The organism is Nocardioides gilvus, assembly GCF_003194605.1.
In the GTDB taxonomy this organism is placed as follows: Bacteria; Actinomycetota; Actinomycetes; order Propionibacteriales; family Nocardioidaceae; genus Nocardioides; species Nocardioides gilvus.
On the sequence record NZ_QHKY01000001.1, the window covers coordinates 859,269 to 879,145 of the forward strand.

General features: G+C 69.8%; 22 protein-coding genes. 10 read left to right on the forward strand and 12 right to left on the reverse strand.

Going from position 1 to position 19,877, the window contains the following annotated elements; translation table 11 throughout:
* Positions 1–47: 47 nt before the first annotated feature.
* Positions 48–1,574, reverse strand: coding sequence for a molybdopterin-dependent oxidoreductase (locus DNK52_RS04165; RefSeq protein ID WP_110239668.1), 1,527 nt, complete (start codon positions 1,572–1,574; stop codon positions 48–50).
* 122 nt (positions 1,575–1,696) lie between these two features.
* Between DNK52_RS04165 and ispF the strand changes: the two genes are divergently transcribed.
* Positions 1,697–2,134, forward strand: a complete 438-nt coding sequence (gene ispF, locus DNK52_RS04170; RefSeq protein ID WP_239455410.1) for a 2-C-methyl-D-erythritol 2,4-cyclodiphosphate synthase — start codon at positions 1,697–1,699, stop codon at positions 2,132–2,134.
* Here the strand turns inward: ispF and nirD are convergent.
* Positions 2,055–2,492 (reverse strand): nitrite reductase small subunit NirD, encoded by a 438-nt coding sequence (gene nirD, locus DNK52_RS04175; RefSeq protein ID WP_110239669.1) that lies wholly within the window; start codon positions 2,490–2,492, stop codon positions 2,055–2,057. The genes ispF and nirD overlap by 80 nt on opposite strands.
* A 144-nt stretch (positions 2,493–2,636) precedes the next feature.
* Between nirD and DNK52_RS04180 the strand changes: the two genes are divergently transcribed.
* A complete protein-coding gene (locus DNK52_RS04180; protein WP_239455373.1) occupies positions 2,637–3,425 on the forward strand; it encodes an IspD/TarI family cytidylyltransferase in 789 nt (262 codons plus the stop codon).
* Complete coding sequence (locus DNK52_RS04185; RefSeq protein ID WP_110239670.1) at positions 3,422–5,068, forward strand: phospholipase D family protein; 1,647 nt, start codon at positions 3,422–3,424, stop codon at positions 5,066–5,068. Before DNK52_RS04180 ends, DNK52_RS04185 begins: the two co-directional genes overlap by 4 nt.
* A gap of 94 nt (positions 5,069–5,162) precedes the next feature.
* Here DNK52_RS04185 and DNK52_RS04190 read toward each other — a convergent pair whose 3' ends face one another.
* Complete coding sequence (locus DNK52_RS04190; protein WP_110239671.1) at positions 5,163–5,735, reverse strand: 2-C-methyl-D-erythritol 4-phosphate cytidylyltransferase; 573 nt, start codon at positions 5,733–5,735, stop codon at positions 5,163–5,165.
* 110 nt (positions 5,736–5,845) lie between these two features.
* Positions 5,846–6,331, reverse strand: a complete 486-nt coding sequence (locus DNK52_RS04195; RefSeq protein WP_110239672.1) for a CarD family transcriptional regulator — start codon at positions 6,329–6,331, stop codon at positions 5,846–5,848.
* A gap of 302 nt (positions 6,332–6,633) precedes the next feature.
* On the opposite strand from DNK52_RS04195, the gene DNK52_RS04200 reads away from it, so the two are divergent.
* Together DNK52_RS04200 and DNK52_RS04205 are read left to right on the forward strand one after the other, a co-directional pair.
* The gene (locus DNK52_RS04200; RefSeq protein WP_110239673.1) at positions 6,634–7,170 is read left to right on the forward strand and encodes a hypothetical protein; all 537 of its coding nucleotides are present in this window, start codon (positions 6,634–6,636) and stop codon (positions 7,168–7,170) included.
* Positions 7,170–7,913, forward strand: coding sequence for a phosphoglyceromutase (locus tag DNK52_RS04205; RefSeq protein ID WP_110239674.1), 744 nt, complete (start codon positions 7,170–7,172; stop codon positions 7,911–7,913). Before DNK52_RS04200 ends, DNK52_RS04205 begins: the two co-directional genes overlap by 1 nt.
* 89 nt (positions 7,914–8,002) lie before the next feature.
* Here DNK52_RS04205 and phoU read toward each other — a convergent pair whose 3' ends face one another.
* The gene (gene phoU / locus DNK52_RS04210) at positions 8,003–8,653 is read right to left on the reverse strand and encodes a phosphate signaling complex protein PhoU (protein ID WP_110239675.1); all 651 of its coding nucleotides are present in this window, start codon (positions 8,651–8,653) and stop codon (positions 8,003–8,005) included.
* 121 nt (positions 8,654–8,774) lie between these two features.
* On the opposite strand from phoU, the gene DNK52_RS04215 reads away from it, so the two are divergent.
* Both DNK52_RS04215 and DNK52_RS04220 read left to right on the forward strand, forming a co-directional pair.
* Positions 8,775–9,911, forward strand: a complete 1,137-nt coding sequence (locus DNK52_RS04215) for a sensor histidine kinase (protein ID WP_110239676.1) — start codon at positions 8,775–8,777, stop codon at positions 9,909–9,911.
* Complete coding sequence (locus DNK52_RS04220) at positions 9,908–10,585, forward strand: response regulator transcription factor (protein WP_110239677.1); 678 nt, start codon at positions 9,908–9,910, stop codon at positions 10,583–10,585. Before DNK52_RS04215 ends, DNK52_RS04220 begins: the two co-directional genes overlap by 4 nt.
* 3 nt (positions 10,586–10,588) lie before the next feature.
* On the opposite strand, the gene DNK52_RS04225 is transcribed toward DNK52_RS04220, so the two are convergent.
* The 4 genes from DNK52_RS04225 to DNK52_RS04240 form a co-directional block, all read right to left on the reverse strand.
* Positions 10,589–11,143 carry a type III secretion system chaperone family protein gene (locus DNK52_RS04225; RefSeq protein WP_110239974.1) on the reverse strand — a complete coding sequence of 185 codons (555 nt, stop codon included), beginning with the start codon at positions 11,141–11,143 and terminating at the stop codon, positions 10,589–10,591.
* 44 nt (positions 11,144–11,187) lie between these two features.
* On the reverse strand, positions 11,188–12,429 hold the full coding sequence (mshA, locus tag DNK52_RS04230) for a D-inositol-3-phosphate glycosyltransferase (protein ID WP_110239678.1): 1,242 nt from the start codon (positions 12,427–12,429) through the stop codon (positions 11,188–11,190).
* Positions 12,430–12,562: 133 nt separating this feature from the next.
* Positions 12,563–12,928, reverse strand: coding sequence for a hypothetical protein (locus DNK52_RS04235; protein WP_110239679.1), 366 nt, complete (start codon positions 12,926–12,928; stop codon positions 12,563–12,565).
* Between the two features lie 95 nt (positions 12,929–13,023).
* Entirely contained in the window at positions 13,024–13,962 is a 939-nt protein-coding gene (locus tag DNK52_RS04240; protein WP_110239680.1) for an RNase H family protein, read from the reverse strand.
* 40 nt (positions 13,963–14,002) lie between these two features.
* On the opposite strand from DNK52_RS04240, the gene DNK52_RS04245 reads away from it, so the two are divergent.
* Positions 14,003–14,761, forward strand: a complete 759-nt coding sequence (locus tag DNK52_RS04245) for an SDR family oxidoreductase (protein ID WP_110239975.1) — start codon at positions 14,003–14,005, stop codon at positions 14,759–14,761.
* Between the two features lie 108 nt (positions 14,762–14,869).
* Positions 14,870–15,559, forward strand: a complete 690-nt coding sequence (locus DNK52_RS04250; RefSeq protein ID WP_110239681.1) for an aspartate/glutamate racemase family protein — start codon at positions 14,870–14,872, stop codon at positions 15,557–15,559.
* Positions 15,560–15,580: 21 nt separating this feature from the next.
* On the opposite strand, the gene DNK52_RS04255 is transcribed toward DNK52_RS04250, so the two are convergent.
* From DNK52_RS04255 to DNK52_RS04265, 3 genes are read right to left on the reverse strand one after another with little or no spacing between them, the layout of a single operon-like run.
* The gene (locus tag DNK52_RS04255) at positions 15,581–16,204 is read right to left on the reverse strand and encodes a DUF4126 domain-containing protein (RefSeq protein ID WP_110239682.1); all 624 of its coding nucleotides are present in this window, start codon (positions 16,202–16,204) and stop codon (positions 15,581–15,583) included.
* A gap of 39 nt (positions 16,205–16,243) precedes the next feature.
* On the reverse strand, positions 16,244–17,203 hold the full coding sequence (locus DNK52_RS04260; protein ID WP_110239683.1) for an MBL fold metallo-hydrolase: 960 nt from the start codon (positions 17,201–17,203) through the stop codon (positions 16,244–16,246).
* A 3-nt stretch (positions 17,204–17,206) separates the two neighbouring features.
* Complete coding sequence (locus tag DNK52_RS04265) at positions 17,207–17,719, reverse strand: ferritin (protein ID WP_110239684.1); 513 nt, start codon at positions 17,717–17,719, stop codon at positions 17,207–17,209.
* A 212-nt stretch (positions 17,720–17,931) separates the two neighbouring features.
* Between DNK52_RS04265 and typA the strand changes: the two genes are divergently transcribed.
* Positions 17,932–19,824, forward strand: a complete 1,893-nt coding sequence (gene typA / locus DNK52_RS04270) for a translational GTPase TypA (RefSeq protein WP_110239685.1) — start codon at positions 17,932–17,934, stop codon at positions 19,822–19,824.
* Positions 19,825–19,877: the final 53 nt, after the last annotated feature.

Below are 19,877 nucleotides of genomic sequence, written 5' to 3' on the forward strand. Positions count from 1 at the left end.
CACGACCGCTCATGATGACCTCCCGCGGGGGGCTCGATGTCGGGAGGTCAGACCGCGGTGAACTCGACCGCGTGCCACCCGGTCGCACCGTCGGGCAGCACGTCGCGGACCACACCGGTCTGCACCTCGCCGTCCCGGTCGATGGCTCGCACCCGTACGACGTGCGGGCCGGGCTCCACGTCGAACGCGGCTGCCCACTGCACCCATGTGTCCGCCGTGTTGACCTGGGCGACGCGGGCCCGTCGCCAGGCTCCCCCGTCGAGAGCGACCTCGACCGCCTCGATCCCGGTGTTCTGGCGCCACGCGGAGCCGCCGACGGTCAGCACTCCCGCCTCGACCTCGTCGTCGGGACGTGGCACGTCGATGCGCGAGGTCAGACGCACCGGCGCCTGCTCCGCCCACCCACGCTCGGTCCAGTAGGCCTCGACGTCCGCGAACCGGGTCACCTCGACGTCCACCAGCCACTTGCAGGCCGAGGTGTAGCCGTAGAGACCGGGGACGACCGTACGCACCGGAAAACCGTGCTCCAACGGCAAGGGTTGGCCGTTCATCGCGACGGCGAACATCGAGTTCCGGTCGTCCGTCATGGCGCTGAGCGGAGTGGAGCAGGTCCACCCGTCCTCGGAGGTCTGGAGCACCGCGTCAGCCCCGCGCATCGGTCGCGCCTCGGCGAGCAGTTCGCTGGTCAGTACGCCACTCCACCAGGCGTTGCCGACCAGTTGGCCTCCGACCTCGTTGGAGACGCAGCTGAGCGTCATCCAGGCCTCGGTGAGACCGCGGGCAATGAGGTCGTCGTAGGTCAGCACGATCTCTCGTTCGACCATGCCGTGGATCCGCAGACGCCACTGCGCCGGCTCGATCGCCGGGATCACCAGCGCGGTGTGGACCTGGTAGAAGTCGTCGTTGCGGGTGCGCCACGGCTGCACCCCCGGCACTCCGATCCTGGCGCGCGCGGGGGACTTGCGGGCGGTGACCCCGGGGATCCTCAGCAGCCGTCGGGACTCCTTGATCGCCGCCTTGCGGCCGCTCGTCAACCGGGCACCGACACCCGACCCGAGACCCAGGGCAGCGACGACGCCCACGGCGACAGCAAAACCCCTGCGACTCGGCCCCGCCGTCGCGCCGGATCCGGTCTCCGACGGCTTCGCGCGACCAGCCACCCAGGAGAGCACGGTCATTGCCAGCAGCCAGACGACCAGACCCACGCCGATCGGCAGGGTCTCGGTCCTTCCGGTGCCGTTGCGGGCCACGACGGCCGCCAGGCCCACGGCGCTGAGGGAGACCCAGATCAGGGTTGAGGCCCAGCGGACCCGCGGCCACAACCACCCGGCCACCGAGAAGAGCACGAGCATGCTCAGCGTCATCAGGACCACGAGCACGGGCTTGCCGCGACTGCCCAGGAAGTCGATCGCCCAGCTCGCCACCGGGCCCGGCACCAGGGTGATGATGCTCTCGACCACGGCCACGAACGGCCCTTCGCGCACGGAGAGCAACGCCGCGACGAGCTGGCTCACCGCGAGGCCGGTGAGACCGGTGACCACACCGGCCGGGCCCCACCCACGCATCGACGTCATGGGGGGATTCTCCCTCAAGGCATGATCGGGGTGTGACTGACCACCTCCGCCGCCCCCAGCCCCAGGCCCTGCCACGTGTCGCGACGGGCACCGACGTGCACCGACTCGCGGACGGTGTCGCGATGCATCTTGCTGGTCTGAGCTGGCCCGAGGAGGCGCAGGGGCTCGAGGGTCACTCCGACGGCGACGTCGCCGCCCACGCCGCCTGCGACGCCCTGCTGGCGGCCTGCGGACTGGGTGACCTCGGGACCAACTTCGGCACCTCCGAGCCCCAGTGGGCCGGAGCGGCGGGCACCACCCTGCTGCGCGAGACGGCGCGCCGGGTCCGGGCGGCCGGATTCGAGATCGGCAACGTGGCCATCCAGGTGATCGGCAACCGTCCGCGCCTGGGCCCGCGCCGCGCCGAGGCGGAGGCGGCCCTCACGGCCGCGGTCGACGCGCCGGTCACCGTCTCCGCGACCACCACCGACGGGTTGGGCCTCACCGGGCGCGGCGAAGGAGTGGCGGCCATCGCGACAGCTCTGGTCGTCTTGGTGGCACCACCTTCCGCGTCCGCCTGAGCCGGCGTACGGACGGGGCGCGTTCGCGTCGGGCGCCGACCTGCACCACACCTTCGGTGACCCGCACGTCGTAGGTCGTGACCTGGACGCCGGGATCCTCGAGGCACAGCCCGGTCGCCAGGTCGAACGACCGCCGGTGCAGCGGAGAGGCCACGAAGTCGATCCGCCCCTTGCGCCCGACGATGCCCCGGGCGAGCATCGAGGCCCGGTGGAAGGGATCCTGGTTGCCGATCGCGAAGAGGTCGTCGCGGGCCGTGCGGAAGAGCGCCACCGCCTGGCCGTGCACGAGCGCCGCCACTCCTCGATCGACCTCGAGGTCGTCGAGGTCACACACCGCCTGCCAGGTCTCGCCGGTCATGGAACTCCTTTGTTCAGACCCCCGTTGGCGTCTTCGAGGCTAGGAGTCGCGTGTTGACGACAGGTGCGCGTCATGTTTCGTGAATGAAAACGCTCCCTCACTGCCCACCTCAGGGCGCACCGATGCCGCGATTACCCTTCGACCATGACCGCAGCGCCCCTCACCTCCCCCGTGGCTCCTTCCGCGACTCCTCCCGCGATCCCCTGCGCCGTCGTGGTGCTGGCCGCCGGATCCGGCTCCCGGGTGGGCGCCACGTTCGCCGGTGAGCCGTTCAACAAGGTGCTGCTCCCCCTCGACGGCATCGCGGTGCTGACCCACTCCGTGCTCACTGCCCTGGCCACCCCGGGCGTACGCCGGGTGGTCGTCGTCGCACGTCCCGGCGAGGAGTCGTTGGTCGCCGACGCGATCGTCCCCTCCCTGCCGGCGGAAGGCACGGAGGAGCCCGACAGCCCCGAGGTCGTCCTGGTGACCGGTGGCGAGACCCGCCACGACTCGGAGTGGGCGGCTCTGCGCACGCTGACACCGTGGGTCGCGGCCGGGGAGATCGCGGTGGTCGCGATCCACGACGGGGCACGTCCACTGGCCGACGCCTCCCTCTTCGCGGCCACGGTGGCCAGCGCGGCGACCCACGGTGGCGCCATCCCGGTGGTGCCCGCGACCCACCTGCTGAGCGTCGAAGGTCAGCGCGCCCCCGCCGACCTGGTCGGGGTGCAGACGCCCCAGGCCTTCCGCGCCGGCGTCCTGCTGAGGGCGTACGGGCAGGCCGAGCGCGACGGCTTCGTCGGCACCGACACGGCCAGCTGCATCGAGCGCTACGCCCCGGACACGGTGATCGCCGCCGTACCTTCCACCCCACGCAACCTGAAGGTCACCTTCGCCGAGGACCTCGCCCTGGCCGAGGCTCTGCTGGGCCCGTCCGGCGACGCCTCATGACGGTCGCCCGCCCGAGCGACTGGTTCCTCTCCCGGCGCGCCCGCGGCAACAACGCCACCCGGATCGACGACGCCCACACCGGTCCCGACGCCGGCACCGCCTTCACCACCGGCAACCTGGCCCGGCCGTTGATCCACGGCGACACCTACTTCGCCGAGCTCCACCGAGTCGTCGAGGCAGCCGGCGAGGGTGACCTGGTCTGGTTCACCGACTGGCAGTCCCATCCGGACCAGCAGCTGACCGACGACCCCGACAGCACGGTCGTCGAGGTCCTCGGGCGCGCCCTGGCGCGGGGCGCTGACGTGCGGGCGCTGGTCTGGCGCTCGCAGTCCCGGCTGCTCGGCTACGCCCACGAGGACCACCGCGACCTCGGCGCCCTGCTCCAGGAGCGCGGGGCCGACGTCGTGATCGACATGCGGGTGCGCCGCAACGGCGCCCACCACCAGAAATTCTGCGTCGTCCGCCACCGCGACGACCCCAGCCGGGACATCGCCTTCGTCGGTGGCCTCGACCTGTGCCACGGCCGCCGCGACGACTCGCGGCACGGCGGTGACCCCCAGGCCGAACCGATCGCGCAGGAGTACGGGGACCTGCCGCCGTGGCACGACGTCCAGGTGGCGCTGCAGGGTCCGGTGGTCCACGACGTCGAGACCGTCTTCCGCGAACGCTGGGACGATTCGGCCCCGACGACCCGCAACCCCGTACGCCGCCTGCGCGACGCCCGCGACGGCCTGGACGAGGAGCGTCGTCCGCTCCCTCCCCAGGCGCCCCCGCCACCGCGCGTGCCCGACAGCGACCACGCCGTGCAGTTGTTGCGGACCTACCCGCGGCTCGGGATCGGCTGGGCCCACGACTTCGCCCCGACCGGCGAACGCTCCGTGGCACGTGGCTACACCCGGGCGCTCGCGCGGACGAAGAAGCTCATCTACGTCGAGGACCAGTTCCTGTGGGGCGGCGAGATGAGTACGGTGCTGGTGCGGGCACTGGAGGAGAACCCGGACCTGCACCTCGTGGCCGTGCTGCCGCAGTTCCCCGACCACGATGGCTGGTTCGCCCGGGACCCGCAGATGCTCGGACGTCTCCGCGGGGTGCAACGGGTGCTGCTGACCGCCCCGGACCGAGTCGCCTTCTACGGCCTGGAGAACCACGCCGGGACGCCCGTCTACGTGCATGCCAAGGTGTGCGTGCTCGACGACACCTGGGCCTCGATCGGTTCGGACAACTTCTGTCGCCGTTCGTGGACCAACGACTCCGAGCTGTCCGCAGCCGTCGTCGACACCGCAGCCGAAGGGCGTACGAGCTTTGCCCGGCGCCTGCGGCTCACTCTGGCGGCCGAGCACCTCGACCGCCTCGACCCTGACCAGTTGACGTCAGTGGCCGCGATGGACGACGCAGACCTGCTCGAGGTGATGGCGGACTGTGTCGATCCCGTGGAGATGTTCGAGGCGTTCGCCAAGAGCGCGGATGCGCTCGAGACCTGGCATGCCGGAGGTCGCGTGGGCCTACGCCCACCCGGACGTCTGCGCCGACTCCCGGAGCCCACCCTCTCGGTGGGACGCCAACTCGCGGCTGCGCCGTGGTACCGCTTCCTCCACGACCCGGACGGTCGACCGTGGCCGATGAGGTTGCGCAAGCAGTTCTGAGGGCTGCCCGAGCCAGCGCGCGCCTACCGGTCGGTGGGCGCAGATTCGTCTGACAGTTGTCGCGGACTCGCCAACTGCTCCCTGGACGACACTCTCAGCGGCGGGTGAGCGCCTCGAGCACCGCGACGTCCTCGACGCTGGTGACCCGACGGGCCTCGGCCGGAGCCGGCACCAACTCGACCTTGAAGTGCTCGCGCAGCATCGGGACCAGCTCCTCGAAGTGCACGCTCGGCAGACTCGGGAGTGCCGCGACCACGGAGGCGGGAAGCACGATCGGGGAACAGATCGTACGCAGCCCCTCGCGGTCGACGGTCTCGCCGACCACCCCGTCGGCGACAACCTTGACGGTGTCGGTGACCGGACGGACCGCGACCACCACGACGTCCTCGGTGACTGCCCGGACCACGCAGGCGGCGATGAACTCGGCCGGGGTCATCGGGCAGAGCGGGTCGTGCAGGACCACGGGCTCCCCGGTGTAGGCGATCTCCTCCCACCCGATCCCGCTGTCGATCGGGTGCACCCCGGCCTCACCCAGCGCCCAGGCGGCGCAGGCGACCAGGGCCTCGCCGTGCAGGAGCGCGAACGGCAGCGACCCACGCCCCTCCTCGAGGAGGAGGCCGAGCGGCTGCAGATCGTCGAGGTCGAAGAAGTCCGGTGTCTGGCTCATGTCATCGCCCACGGTATGCCCTCAGCCACGGACGCGACGAGGCCCCCGGATCATCCGGGGGCCTCGTGCGGCCGGTGCAGTGGCGACCGGCGGGGTCGATCGTGGAGCGGCTAGGAGGCCAGGACCTCTTCGAGCATGGCCTCGGCCTTGTCCTCGTTGGTCTTCTCGGCGAGCGCGAGCTCGGAGACCAGGATCTGGCGGGCCTTCGCAAGCATCCGCTTCTCTCCGGCAGAGAGCCCGCGGTCGCGCTCACGGCGCCACAGGTCGCGGACGACCTCGGAGACCTTGTTGACGTTGCCGCTGTGCAGCTTCTCCAGGTTGGCCTTGTAGCGCCGCGACCAGTTGGTGGGCTCCTCCACCTGCGACGCGCGCAGGATGTCGAAGACCTGGTCGAGACCAGCCTGGTCAACCACGTCGCGGACGCCCACGAGGTCGAGGTTGATGGACGGGATCCGCACCACGAGGTCCTGCTGGGCGATGATCCTCAGGACGAGGTACTGCAGGTCCTCACCCTTGACCGTCCGTGTCTCGATGTCCTCGATGACGGCCGCACCATGATTCGGGTAGACGACCGTTTCGCCGACGGTGTAAGTCATGTATTTGTTCCCCTCTTTCCGGCGGAAGTGTATCACGTCACACTCTTCAGGAAAAGTGCGTTTCCGCAGGTCAGAGGCGTATTTGCCTCTTGACAGACCCGGCAGCCTGTGCCGTGGAGCGGTCAGGAACACACCATGTGTCACTTTGGGTGACACACGACGCGACACTTTGCCCCACGAGGGCGCGCGCCGGCACCCGAGGACGAGCGAGGGCAGGCCCGACCGGACCACGCGTACACCCCCACTGTTCTCATCGTGGCCCGGAGCCGCGCGCGAGCAGCCCGACCGCTACCCTGTTGCCCATGCAGATGCCCCACCGCCGCAAGACCGCGCTTGCCGCTTTCGCGCTCGTTCTCGCCCCTGTGCTGAGCTCCTGTGGGTTCTCCAACGCCACGGACCGTGACTACACGCCCGGCGTGGGCGCCAACAACCGCGACGGTGAGGTCGACGTCCTCGCCGGCGTCATCGTCGCCGACGACGCCACGGCCGGTTCCGGCGTCTTCGTCGCGTCGTTCTCCAACAACAACGTCGACGACCCCATCACCGTCGAGGCGATGCGCAGTGAGAGCGGCGCGACCTTCAGTGGTCTCGAGCCGATCGAGCTGGCGCCGGAGGGCTTCCACAACCTCGCGACCACCGAGTCGCCCGTGCAGGTGAACGGCGACTTCGATCCCGGCAACTTCGTGCCGGTGACGGTCTCCTTCTCCAACGGTGAGGACATCTCCCTCAAGGTCCCGGTCGTGAACAACTGCGGTGACTACGCCTCGGTCGCTGGACTGCCCGACGGTCCGGAGCTCTGCCCGAGCGGCAATGACCTGGAGAAGGACAGCGAGCACTGATGAGCTACACCCTGATCCTGCTCCGCCACGGCGAGAGCGAGTGGAACGCGAAGAACCTCTTCACCGGTTGGGTCGACGTCAACCTCACCGAGAAGGGGCGCGCCGAAGCCGTCCGCGGGGGCCAGCTGATGGTCGAGGCTGGCGTGCTGCCCGACATCGTGCACACCTCCCTGCAGCGCCGCGCGATCACCACGGCTGCGCTCTCCCTCGACGCCGCTGACCGTCACTGGATCCCGGTGAAGCGCAGCTGGCGCCTCAACGAGCGTCACTACGGCGCCCTCCAGGGCAAGGACAAGAAGCAGACGCTCGCCGAGTTCGGCGAGGAGAAGTTTATGACCTGGCGCCGTTCCTTCGACGTCCCGCCGCCGCCGCTGGCCGACGACGACGAGTACTCCCAGGCGCACGACCCGCGTTACGCCGACCTGGGTGACGACCTCCCCCGCACCGAGTGCCTCAAGGACGTCATCGAGCGCATGCTCCCGTACTACGACGGCGAGATCGTGCCCGACCTGAAGGCCGGCAAGACCGTCCTCATCGCCGCCCACGGCAACTCGCTGCGCGGCATCGTCAAGCACCTCGACGGCATCAGCGACGAAGCCATCGCCGGCCTCAACATCCCCACCGGGATGCCGCTGGTCTACCGCCTCGACGAGGACCTCTCACCCCTGGTCCCCGGTGGCGAGTACCTGGACCCCGAGGCCGCTGCAGCAGCAGCTGCCGCCGTGGCCAACCAGGGTCGCTGAGCCAGGCACCCACACTCCACGCACGCAGAAGGGGCCGTACGCATTCGCGTACGGCCCCTTCTGCGTCCCCCGCAGGTGGGAGGCGCAGGTCAGCCGGGCAGCGCCACCTCGCCGGTGACGACGTAGACGATCCGGTTGGCGATCGAGACCGCATGGTCAGCGATCCGCTCGTAGTAGCGACCCAGCAGGGCGATGTCGACCGCCGCCTCGACCCCGTGCTGCCAGCTGTCGGCGAGCATCACCGTGAAGAGCGAGCGACGCAGCTGGTCCATCTCCTCCTCGTCCACCTTGAGCTCCTCGATGGCCGCTACGTCGCGCCCGGTGATGATCGTCTGCAACTGTCCGACCATGTCCTCGGCGATCTCTGCCATCCGGCTGATCGTGGGCACCATGCTCGGCGGCACGGCGGTCTGGGGCACCCGGAGGCGGGCGATCTTGGCGACGTGCACCGACAGGTCACCCATCCGCTCGAGGTCGCTGACGATGCGCAGCGCCGCCACCACCAGTCGTAGGTCTCCCGCGACCGGAGCCTGCAGGGAGAGCAGGGCAAAGGCCTTCTCCTCCAAGTGGTCACGCGCACGGTCGACCCTCTCGTCGGCGGAGATCACCTGCTCGGCCAGCGGGGCGTTGCCTTCCACCAGGGCGGTCGTGGCGTCACGTACGGACACCTTCACCAGCCCACAGATGTCGGCGAGGTCGGCATGGACTGATTCAAGTTCGTCAATGAACACGGCGCGCATGCAGCGACCGTAACGAGCCCGCAATGACCCCCGGACGACACGGAGTGAACGCCGGGTGAACAGTGCCTGACGTAGGTCCGCGCTGGTCAGGGGTACCCCCGCGGAGTCGTACGATCCTCTTGTGGACCCAACCATCCAGGCCGCGGTCGCCGCACTGATCGGCGTCGTGGTCGGCGCTGTCGGCGTGCTGACCTGGCACATGAGCGACCAGATCCAGCGCCGCGAGTCCGAGCTCGAGGCGCCGGTCGTGCCGGCCGGCGTCGCCACCGTGCTCTCCACGCTGCGCTCCAGCGGCGTCGTCGTGGACGAGCACGACGTGGTCCTCAAGGCCTCCGCACCGGCGTACAAGCTGGGTCTCGTGCGTGAGGACCAACTGGTGAGCGAGGAGTTGGCCGAGATGGTGCGCCAGGTGCGCCGCGACGGACAGATCCTCGAGCGCGAGATGACGATCGAACGCCCCCTCGCCGCTCCCCTGACCGTCAACGCCCGCGTCGCCCCCCTGAGCTCCCGCCTGGTGCTCGCCCTGCTCGAGGACCGGACCCGCGAGCGGCGCGTCGAGGCCGTACGGCGCGACTTCGTCGCCAACGTCAGCCACGAGCTCAAGACCCCCGTCGGTGCGATCAAGATCCTGGCCGAGGCCGTCGAGGACGCCGCCGACGACCCCGAGGCCGTACGCCGCTTCGCGTCCCGCATGCGCGTCGAGTCGGACCGCCTCGTCGACCTGGTCCACCAGGTCATCGAGCTCTCCCGCCTCCAGGACACCGACCCGGTCGAGATCCAGCACGTGGTGCCGCTCGACCCCGTCGTCGCAGAGGCCGTGGACACCTCGGCGCTCGACGCCCAGGAGCGAGGGATCAACGTGATCGTGCGCGGCGAGTCCGGAGTGTCGGTCCGTGGGGATCGCAAACTGGTCTCGGCCGCCGTGAGCAACCTGGTCGCCAATGCCGTCGCCTACTCCAGCGACAACACCTCCGTGGTGCTGGACGTCACCTGCGACGAGGCCTGCGTCGAGATCTCCGTGATCGACCAGGGCATCGGCATCTCGGCGACCGAGATCGACCGGATCTTCGAACGCTTCTACCGCGTCGACCCGGCGCGGCACCGTTCGACCGGTGGCAACGGGCTCGGGCTCTCCATCGTGAAGCACGTTGCTGCCACCCACGGCGGCGACGTGCGAGTCTGGTCCGTCGAGGGCCAGGGATCGACCTTCACCCTGATCCTCCCCCGCATCACAGAGCAGGAAGGCACCAACCAATGACCCGCGTACTCGTGGTCGAGGACGAAGAGAGCTACAGCGACGCCCTGGCCTACATGCTCCGCAAGGAGGGCTACGAGGTGGCGATCGCCGCCACCGGCCCGGACGCGCTGGTCGAGTTCGAGCGTCACGGCGCCGACATCGTGCTGCTCGACCTGATGCTGCCCGGGCTGCCCGGCACCGAGGTCTGCCGCCAGATCCGCGCCACCTCCAGCGTCCCGGTGATCATGGTCAGCGCCAAGGACGACGAGGTAGACAAGGTGGTGGGGCTCGAGCTGGGCGCCGACGACTACGTCACCAAGCCCTACTCACCGCGCGAGCTCGTCGCCCGGATCCGTGCCGTCCTGCGACGCGGCCAGGAGGCCGAGGTCACCCAGGACACCCTCGAGGCCGGGCCCGTACGGATGGACGTCGAACGCCACGTCGTCACCGTCGACGGCACCCAGCAGAAACTGCCGCTCAAGGAGTTCGAGCTGCTCGAGATGTTCCTGCGCAACCCCGGCCGGGTCCTCACCCGCGGGCAGTTGATCGACCGGGTCTGGGGCTCGGACTACGTCGGCGACACCAAGACCCTCGACGTCCACGTCAAGCGGCTCCGCGCCAAGATCGAGCCCGACCCCGGCGAGCCGAAGTACCTCGTGACGGTGCGCGGGCTGGGCTACAAGCTCGACCTCTGAATCTCAGTCGATCTTCGGCTCGTCGCCCGACTCGAGCCACCCGCGGAAGGCCTCCAGGTTGGCGGTGGACTCACCCTTCGACGTGCGCCACTCCCACTCCTTGCGGATCGCCGAGGCGAAGCCGAGTTCGAGCAACGTGTTGAAGGACTCGTCGGCATAGGTCAGCACCGAGCCCAGCAGGGCGTCGAGGTCGCCGGGGGTCACTGCGGTCAGCGGCAACCGGGCATCGAGGTAGATGTCGCCGCTCGCGTCGACGGCGAAGGCCACCGCGAAGAGCCGCAGGTTGCGTTCCAGCAGCCAGCGGTAGACCCGCTCGTGGTTCTCGTCGGGATTGCGGCACACGAAGGCATGGATGCCCAACGCGTGCGGACCGATGTCGATGCGGAGCGGGATCTGCAGCTTGCGCTCGCCGGGCAGGGCGAACGAGAACGACCCCGGGCTCTCCTCCTCGTACGCGATCTCGAGCTCCGTGAGGTGCGTGCGTACGACCGCTGCCGCCCTCTCGTCGAAGGCCCCGCGCGGCGCGTCACCCTCCCAGCGGGAGTCGCTGTCACTCATCGGGTCAGTCGCAGCATCGTTCACGGCATCACTCACGGCATCACTCACAGGGCCACCTCCGTCGTCGTCATCGCGCACCGGGCCAGATCGTAGGCCTCCAGGGTCAGTTCAGCAGTACGCTCCCAGGCGAAGGTCGCCGCCTGTCGCGTCGCCCCCGCCGCCAGCCGCGACCGCAGGTCCGGGTCGGTCACGATCCGGCGCAGCGCGTCGGCCCAGTCCTGGGGTGTGTGGGTGTCGACCAGCAGGCCACTCACCTCGTCCACCACGACGGTGGTCAGGCCCCCGACGGCGGCGGCCACCACGGGCGTACCGGCCGCCTGGGCCTCGGCGGCCACCAGACCGAACGACTCGTTGTACGACGGCACCGCGACCAGCGTGGCCGCGGCGTACCACTTGGCGAGCTGTGCCTGACCGACCGGCGGGACGAAACGTACGACGTCGTCGAGGCCGAGCTCGGCCGACAGCGACGCGAGCGACTCCGGGTGGGCCAACCCCGAGCCCGAGGGCCCGCCGACGATCGGCACCACGAGTTGGCTGCGCAGTTGCGGGTCGCGTTCCAGGAGCACCGCGACCGCCCGCAACAACACGTCGGGCGCCTTGAGCGGCTGGATCCGACCGGCGAAGAGGAGGACCGAGGCATCGATCGGCAGCCCGAGCTCGCGGCGTACCTGGGCCTTGTCGTGCTGACCGAAGACACTCAGGTCGACCCCGGGATGCACGACGCGGACCCGGTCGGGGTCGGCGCCGTAGAGGCTGACGAGCTGGTCAGCCTCCAGGACCGTGTTGGCGATCAGCATGTCGGCGGCCTCGACGACCTGCTCCTCACCGATCACCCGCGACGTCGGCTCCGGGCTGTCCCCGGCGGCCAGCGCGGCGTTCTTGACCTTGGCCATGGTGTGCATCGAGTGGACCAGGGGCACGTTCCAGCGGTCGCGGGCCAGAGCGCCCACCTGCCCGGAGAGCCAGTAGTGGGAGTGCACGACGTCGTAGTGTCCGACCGGGTGCAGCACCTCGGTGCGCAGGACCTCACGGGCGAACGTACAGAGCTGGCCGGGCAGTTCCGCCTTGCCGAGACCTTCGTACGGGCCTGCCGCGACGTGGCGTACGAGCACCCCGTCGGCGGCCTCGACGACCGGGCTCAGACGTGAGTCGGTGGCGCGGGTGAAGATGTCGACCCCGACGCCACGCTGGGCGAGGCGTCGGGCCAGCTCGATCACGTAGACGTTCATGCCGCCCGCGTCACCCGTCCCCGGTTGGTCCAGGGGGGAGGTGTGCAGGCTGATCATCGCCACACGTCGCACGCCAGGGCCCTTTCTCGTTCGGCCACCTCGGTCAGGTCACCGGGACGTCAACCAGCCACCGGGCCAGATTCTTCCCCGCGTCCCGCACCACTCCCGGCACCGGGGCCGAGGGCACGACTCAGGCCTCTTCGTACTCGTCCTCGAGGGAGTGACCGCCGCGCGCGTAGAGCAGTCCACCGACGCCGGCCCAGACGACGCCGATGACGCCGTGGGCCAGGAGGCTCGCGCCCACCTCGGTGTGCACCACCTCGTAGAGCGCCCAGAAGAGCGCCGGCGCTGCGAAACCGACGACGACGTCGAGCCAAAGCGCCTGCCCCTTCACGAGCGTGAGACCCACGCAGACCAGGCCGAGGAGGATGAGGATCAACCCCCCGACGCGCAGCAGTCCGGCGGCGTCCGACTCCGCCGAGACGAGCATCCAGCGAACGACCCAGGCCGCCCCTCCGGCCACCCCGAGCAGTCCTCCCAGTTGTCGAATCGTCATCGCAGCTCCCTCAGTCGAACCGCGCGCACGCCCCCATGACACCCTCGTGCGGCCGACGCCGGGCGCCGGCCTTCGTGCAGCGCAGGACGTCCACTCTAGCCAGCAACTAGCGAGGCGTGGTGGAAACGTTGCACCCACCGGCCCTGCACCCGGACCCACCAGGAGCTGCGCAGTACGTGGTCCGCGCCCGCGCCGGCCCCCCTTGAGCCGCGCCACACGAGCAGCACCGTGTCGGCGTCGACCTCCTCAGCCTGGACCACGTCGAAGGTCACTGCACCGAGGGGTCCGACCTCGGCGAGGAACTCCTCACGCGTCCAGATCCGCCCCGAGGCGCCGACCTCGCTCCACTGCGGGTGCAGGAGGGCAGCGACCGACGCCCGGTCCGTGCGTACGTCGTCACTGAGCAGCGCCTGCTCGGCGATGAGGACCTGGGCCACCGGGTCGGTGGGGGCCGCAGTGCCGGGTGCGGAGTCATCGGCGTCGAGGAATGAGAAGAGGTCGTCCTCGGTCTCGACCTGGCCCGGCACGGCTCGCGGGTGTGCCGCGCCCGGGGCCGGCGCCTCGTCGCGCCCCACCCGGAAACCGGGGCCGGGATCGGGGGCGCCGCCGGCCTTCCAGGCCTCGGCAGCGGTGGTGGCGAGACGGTCCGCCTCCTCGTTCAGCCGGTGGCCGGAGTGGCCCTTGACCCATTCGAAGGTGACCTGGCGGCCCTGCATCGCGGCGTCGAGGGCCTTCATGATCTCGACGTTCATGACCGGCTTGCCGTCGCCCTTCTTCCAGCCCTTGCGCTTCCAGCCCTTCATCCACTTGGTGATCGAGTTGATGACGTAGGTGCTGTCACAGATGACGTGCAGCGGCTCGTCGAGGTGGGCGGTCTGCTGCAGCAGGTCCAGGACCGCCATCAACTCGCCCATGTTGTTGGTGCCGTTGGGCCATCCACCACAGGCCCAGTGGTCGTCGTCGCTGTACCAACCCCACCCGGCCGGTCCGGGGTTGCCGAGCGCTGAGCCGTCTGCTGCCGCAATGATCGTCACGGGTGCAGATCCTGCCACCGCCGGTGCCAGAATGGTGGCCATGACCCCCCAGTACGCCCCCAGGTACGCCGTGGTCACCGGCGCCGGCAGCGGCATCGGTGCAGCAACCGCCCGCGCGCTGGCGGCCGAAGGCTTCCATGTCTTCTGCGCTGCGCGCCGCCTGGACCGGATCACCGAGGTCGCCGAGGAGATCGGCGGCACCGCCGTGGTCTGCGACGTCACCGACGCCGACTCCGTGACTGCGCTGGCCGAGGCGGTCGGTCCCGTCGTCCACGTGGTGGTCAACAACGCCGGCGGCGCCTTCGGCAACGACACCGTCGAGGAGGCCGACCCGGAGCAGTGGAAGCAGATGTACGACGTCAACGTCGTCGGCCTGCAACGCGTCGTCACCGCCTTCCTGCCGGCGCTGCGCGCCAGTGGCGACGGGCTCGTCGTCACCATCGGCTCGGTCGCCGGCCGGGTGGCGTACGAGAAGGGCGGCGGCTACGTCGCGGCCAAGCACGGAGCGCGGGCCGTGATGAACACGCTGCGTCTCGAGCTGTGCGGCGAGCCGATCCGGATCTCCGAGGTGGCCCCCGGCATGGTCCACACCCCGGAGTTCTCGCTGGTCAGGATGGGCGGCGACCAGGGCGCGGCGGATGCGGTCTACGCGGGCGTCGACGAGCCCCTGCTGGCCGAGGACATCGCCGACGTCGTGGCCTGGATCGCCACCCGTCCCAGCCACGTCAACATCGACGAGCTCGTCGTGCGCCCCCGCGCCCAGGCCGCCGCCCACAAGGTGCATCGCACGAAGTCCTGAGCGGTGCGTCGCTGCAGCTCTGCTCCAACAGGGACCGTGTGACCCGTGAATCAGCTGTTTGTCGAGGGTCATCATTGACCCCTGCCGTTCACCTGTCAGACTGGCCGCGTGCAGATCATCGGACTTGTAGGTGGGATGGGCTGGGAATCCAGCGCGGTGTACTACCGGCTGCTCAACGAGGGCGTCCAGGAACGCCTCGGCGGGTTCGCCTCGGCGAAGAGCGTGATGGTCTCGGTCGACTTCGCGGAGGTCACCGCCCTCCAGCTGGCCGAGGACTGGGACGCGGTCGCCGTGATCCTCTCCGAGGCTGCGCAGGCGGTCGAACGGGCGGGCGCCGAGTTCATCCTGATGTGCACCACTGCCTTCCACCGGGTCGCCGACCAGGTCGCTGACTCCGTCGACGTGCCGCTCGTGCACCTCGGTGACGTGGTCGCCGAGGCCGCCAAGGAGCACCGGATGGAGTCGGTCGGACTCATCGGCACGAAGTTCTCCACCTCGCGGGTCTTCTTCACCGACCGCATCGCCTCGCACGGCCTCGACGTCAAGGTCCCGACCGAGGAGCAGCAGGACACCCTCGACCGGATCATCTACGACGAGCTCGTGCACGGCAACGTCACCGACCAGTCCCGCCGCGAGGTCGTCGCCATCATCGAGTCCCTCTGGGACGCCGGCGTCGGTGGCGTGATCCTGGGGTGCACCGAGTTGGAGTTGCTCGTGCGCCAGTCGGACGTCGAGATCCCGGTCTTCGCCAGCACCTCGCTGCACGTCGAGGCTGCCCTCGACCGCGCGCTCGCCTGAGCACCTCCCGGGGACGCGGCGTCAGCCGGTACGGCGTCCTTCCTCTGCTCCGCGCGCTCTGCTCCGTCGGGCCCTCCCGCGTCGCACCACGGCGCTGAGGACGACGTAGGTCAGCACCGCCAGGGCGACGAGGGCGACCACCACCAGCACGGGCAGGAAGATCGCGACCAGGGCCAGGCTCACCGAGGCGGTGTCCTCTGCCGTGGAGACCAGCGGGGCCCCCGCGCCCAGGGTGCCGGCGTTGATCAGCGGACGTACGCCCGCCTTGAGGCCGTGCACCACCAGCGCGACGACGACGCCCAGCACCACCCCGACCCACGTGTTGTCGTCGAGCCAGGTCCAGGAGTCCTCGACGTCCTGGGCGGCGCTGGTGGCGGCGAAGACGACACCGGCGCTCGCAGGACGGATGGCGGTCTGGACGGCGTCGTTGAACGAGTCGACGAGGGGGATCTTGTCGAGGACCACCTCGGTCAGCAGCAGCACCGCGCCGACGCCGATCGCCCACCACGACTCGATCCAGGCGTACGCCGAGGGCAGCTCGATGACGTCGGTGAACCGCGCGATGACGGCCACCACCAGGAACGGGATGTAGGCGTTGAGCCCGGCAGCGGCCGAGAGCCCCACACCGGTCAGGGCTGCGAGCACGGCGATCCCCCCTCTCCGCTGTCCCGCCGACGGGTCAGGTCAGAGCATCTTCCACGGGTCGCTGCGCTCCCACAAGGTCGGCAGTCTCAACTGCACCCCGTCGCGCTCCGCGAGCCGCGTCAACCGCACCATCGTCACGTCGAGGTCATCACCGGCGTACGGCAACGCCCGCTGGGGGCTGGTGAGCGGACGGAAGAAGTCGTCGTGGTGCACGATCACGACCGCCTTCGCCCCGACCCGGCCGACCGTCTCGTCCCAGTACTGCTCGACGTAGGTCTGGCTCATCAGGCCCAACTGACCGACACCGAGGTACGCCACCTCCGCCCGGTGGCCCTCCAACGCGCCCGGCCGGCACCCCGCACTGCCCTGCACCAGCAGTCGGCGCCCGCTCGGGACGTGGTGGAGATGCGTCGACCACGCCTCACCACAGCGGTAGGCCCGGGTGCCCGCCGTCCGGGGCAGCGGTGCGTCGATGGTGCCGGGATAACGGTCCGGCGGGCAGTGCTCGCCGGCCACCAGGGTGACCTCGAACGTGCCGATCGTGATGACCTCGCCGGGTGTGGCCACCGTGATGCGGTGCTCGGGCAGGCCGTGGCCGCGCGCGACGTTGGCGGTGGACGTGCCGCCGATGACCCGGGCCCCCGTGCGCAGCGCGACCGTGGCCGAGTCCATCACGTGGTCGAAGTGGCTGTGCACCGGCAGGACCGCGTCGAGTCGGTCGATGTCGGCCAGCAGCAGGGCCTCGTCGATCCGGGCCACGTCGGGTCGCATCCGCCCCGAGGCCACCCTGAGCAGGCTGGGCCGCGAGAAGAAGCCGTCGGTCAGCAGCGACGTCTCGCCGTCGGTGACCAGGACCGTGCTGACGCCCAGCCAGGAGAGGCGTACGGGTGATCCAGTCCCAGCCTCGGCGGACGTCCCGGCGCCCACGACGGGGGCAGCGGGGACGTCGGCGAGGTCGGCCCACCGGGCCAGGTCCGGTCGGCCGACCTTCAGTCGCACGGGTCAGGCCGCCTCGGTGCCGCCGGACTGGCGCGCGGCCAGCTCGGCGTCGAGACGGAGCAGGCCCGGGCCGTCGTCGTTGATCATCGTCAGTCGCCCGATGACTTCGCGCACGACGGCCTCTTCCTCGACCTGCTCCTCGATGAAGAAGTTGAGCAGCGGGCGGGAGTCGAGGTCGCCCTCGGACTCGGCCAGGCGGTAGAGGCCGCGGATCGACTCCGAGACCTTCTGCTCGTGGGCCAGTGCGGCGTTGAACACCTCCAACGGCGAGGAGGCGCTGACCGCGGGCGAGGGCAGCGTGCCGATGCGCGGGTGGTTGTCACGCGCGGCGACGTGGTCGATGAACTTGTTGGCGTGGACGATCTCCTCGTCCGCCTGGGCACGCAGCCAGGCCGCCATGCCGGGAAGGTCGTGGAGGTCCATCTCGATCGCCAACTGGCGGTAGACCAGCGAGGCGTGGAACTCCAACGTGATCTGGTCGTTGAAGGCGTCTTCGAGGGTGGCTGTCATCTTCATGCTCGCAACCCTAGGTCAGCCCACCGACCGCCGCACCCAAGGCCAGTCTTCCCTCACCCCCGCGGCCCGCCCCAGTGTGGGTCGCAGTGTGGGCGGCGGAGGAGACGTATCGCACGTGTCCACGAGGAAAGACTTTTCCCCTGCGCAAAGTAAGATGCTTCGGCTACCCGTTTCGGGGTGGTGACCCAACCGAAAGTGATGCCACACCGAACATGACTGCTCTCCGCAGGAATGACCTGCGCAACGTCGCCATCGTCGCCCACGTCGACCACGGCAAGACCACGCTGGTCGACGCCATGCTCCGTCAGGCCGGCGCGTTCTCCGAACGCGAAGCCGCCAACGTGGCAGAGCGCGTCATGGACTCGGGCGACCTCGAGCGCGAGAAGGGCATCACGATCCTCGCGAAGAACACCGCGGTGCGCTACGCCGGTCCCAGCGCCCCCGAGGGCATGGTCATCAACATCATCGACACCCCCGGTCACGCCGACTTCGGTGGCGAGGTCGAGCGTGGCCTCTCGATGGTCGACGGCATCGTGCTGCTGGTCGACGCGTCCGAGGGCCCGCTCCCCCAGACCCGCTTCGTGCTCCGCAAGGCCCTGAACCGCAACATGCCCGTCGTGCTCGTCGTCAACAAGGTCGACCGCGGCGACGCCCGGATCGACGAGGTCGTCGACGAGACGTACGAGCTCTTCATGGACCTGCTCGACGACAGCCACGCCGCCGACGCCCTCGACTTCCCGGTCGTGTACGCCTCGGGTCGCGCCGGCATCGCGTCGCTGACGAAGCCCGAGAACGCGACGATGCCCGAGGGCGACAACCTCGAGCCGCTCTTCAAGACGATCCTGGAGACGATCCCGGCTCCGACCTACAACGAGGGTGCGCCGCTGCAGGCCCACGTCACCAACCTCGACTCCTCGCCGTTCCTGGGCCGTCTCGCCCTGATGCGCATCCACCAGGGTGAGCTCAACAAGGGTCAGACGGTCGCCTGGATGAAGACCGACGGCACCGTCAAGAACGTCAAGATCACCGAGCTCCTCGTCACCGAGGGCCTCGAGCGCGTCCCCGGCCAGAGTGCCGGGCCCGGCGACATCGTCGCCATCGCCGGCATCCCCGACATCATGATCGGTGAGACCCTCGCGGACGCCGAGAACCCGGTCGCGCTCCCGCTGATCACGGTCGACGAGCCCGCGATCTCCATGACCATCGGCACCAACACCTCGCCGCTCGCCGGTCGGGTCAAGGGCTCCAAGGTCACCGCCCGCCTGGTGAAGGACCGCCTCGACGCCGAGCTCATCGGCAACGTGTCCCTGCGGATCCTCCCGACCGAGCGTCCCGACGCCTGGGAGGTCCAGGGTCGTGGCGAGCTCGCGCTGGCCATCCTGGTCGAGCAGATGCGTCGCGAGGGCTTCGAGCTCACCGTCGGCAAGCCGCAGGTGGTCACCAAGGAGATCGACGGCAAGATCCACGAGCCCGTCGAGCGCCTGACCATCGACGCCCCCGAGGAGTACCTCGGCCCGATCACCGAGCTCCTCGCCGTCCGCAAGGGCCGCATGGAGTCGATGACCAACCACGGCACCGGTTGGGTCCGGATGGAGTTCCTGGTCCCGGCCCGTGGCCTGATCGGCTTCCGCACCGAGTTCATGACCGACACCCGGGGCACCGGCATGGCCGCCCACGTCTTCGAGAAGTACGAGCGCTGGGCCGGTGAGATCCGTTCGCGCAACTCCGGTTCGCTGGTTGCTGACCGCCCCGGCGCGGCCACCGCGTACGCGATGACCTCGCTCCAGGAGCGCGGCACGATGTTCCTCGAGCCGACCACTGAGGTCTACGAGGGCATGATCGTCGGCGAGAACTCGCGCGCCGACGACATGGACGTCAACATCACCAAGGAGAAGCAGCAGACCAACATCCGCTCCGCCACCTCCGACAACTTCGAGAAGCTGATCCCGGCCAAGAATCTCTCGCTCGAGCAGAGCCTGGAGTTCTGCCGCGACGACGAGTGCGTCGAGGTCACCCCCGACTTCGTGCGCATCCGCAAGGTCGTCCTCAACGCCGGTGAGCGCGCCAAGACCGCGTCGCGCGCCCGCAAGGCCAACAAGAGCTGATCTCCGCAGGCTCCTGCGTGGAGGGTTCCGGTCACCTGGTGACTGGAACCCTC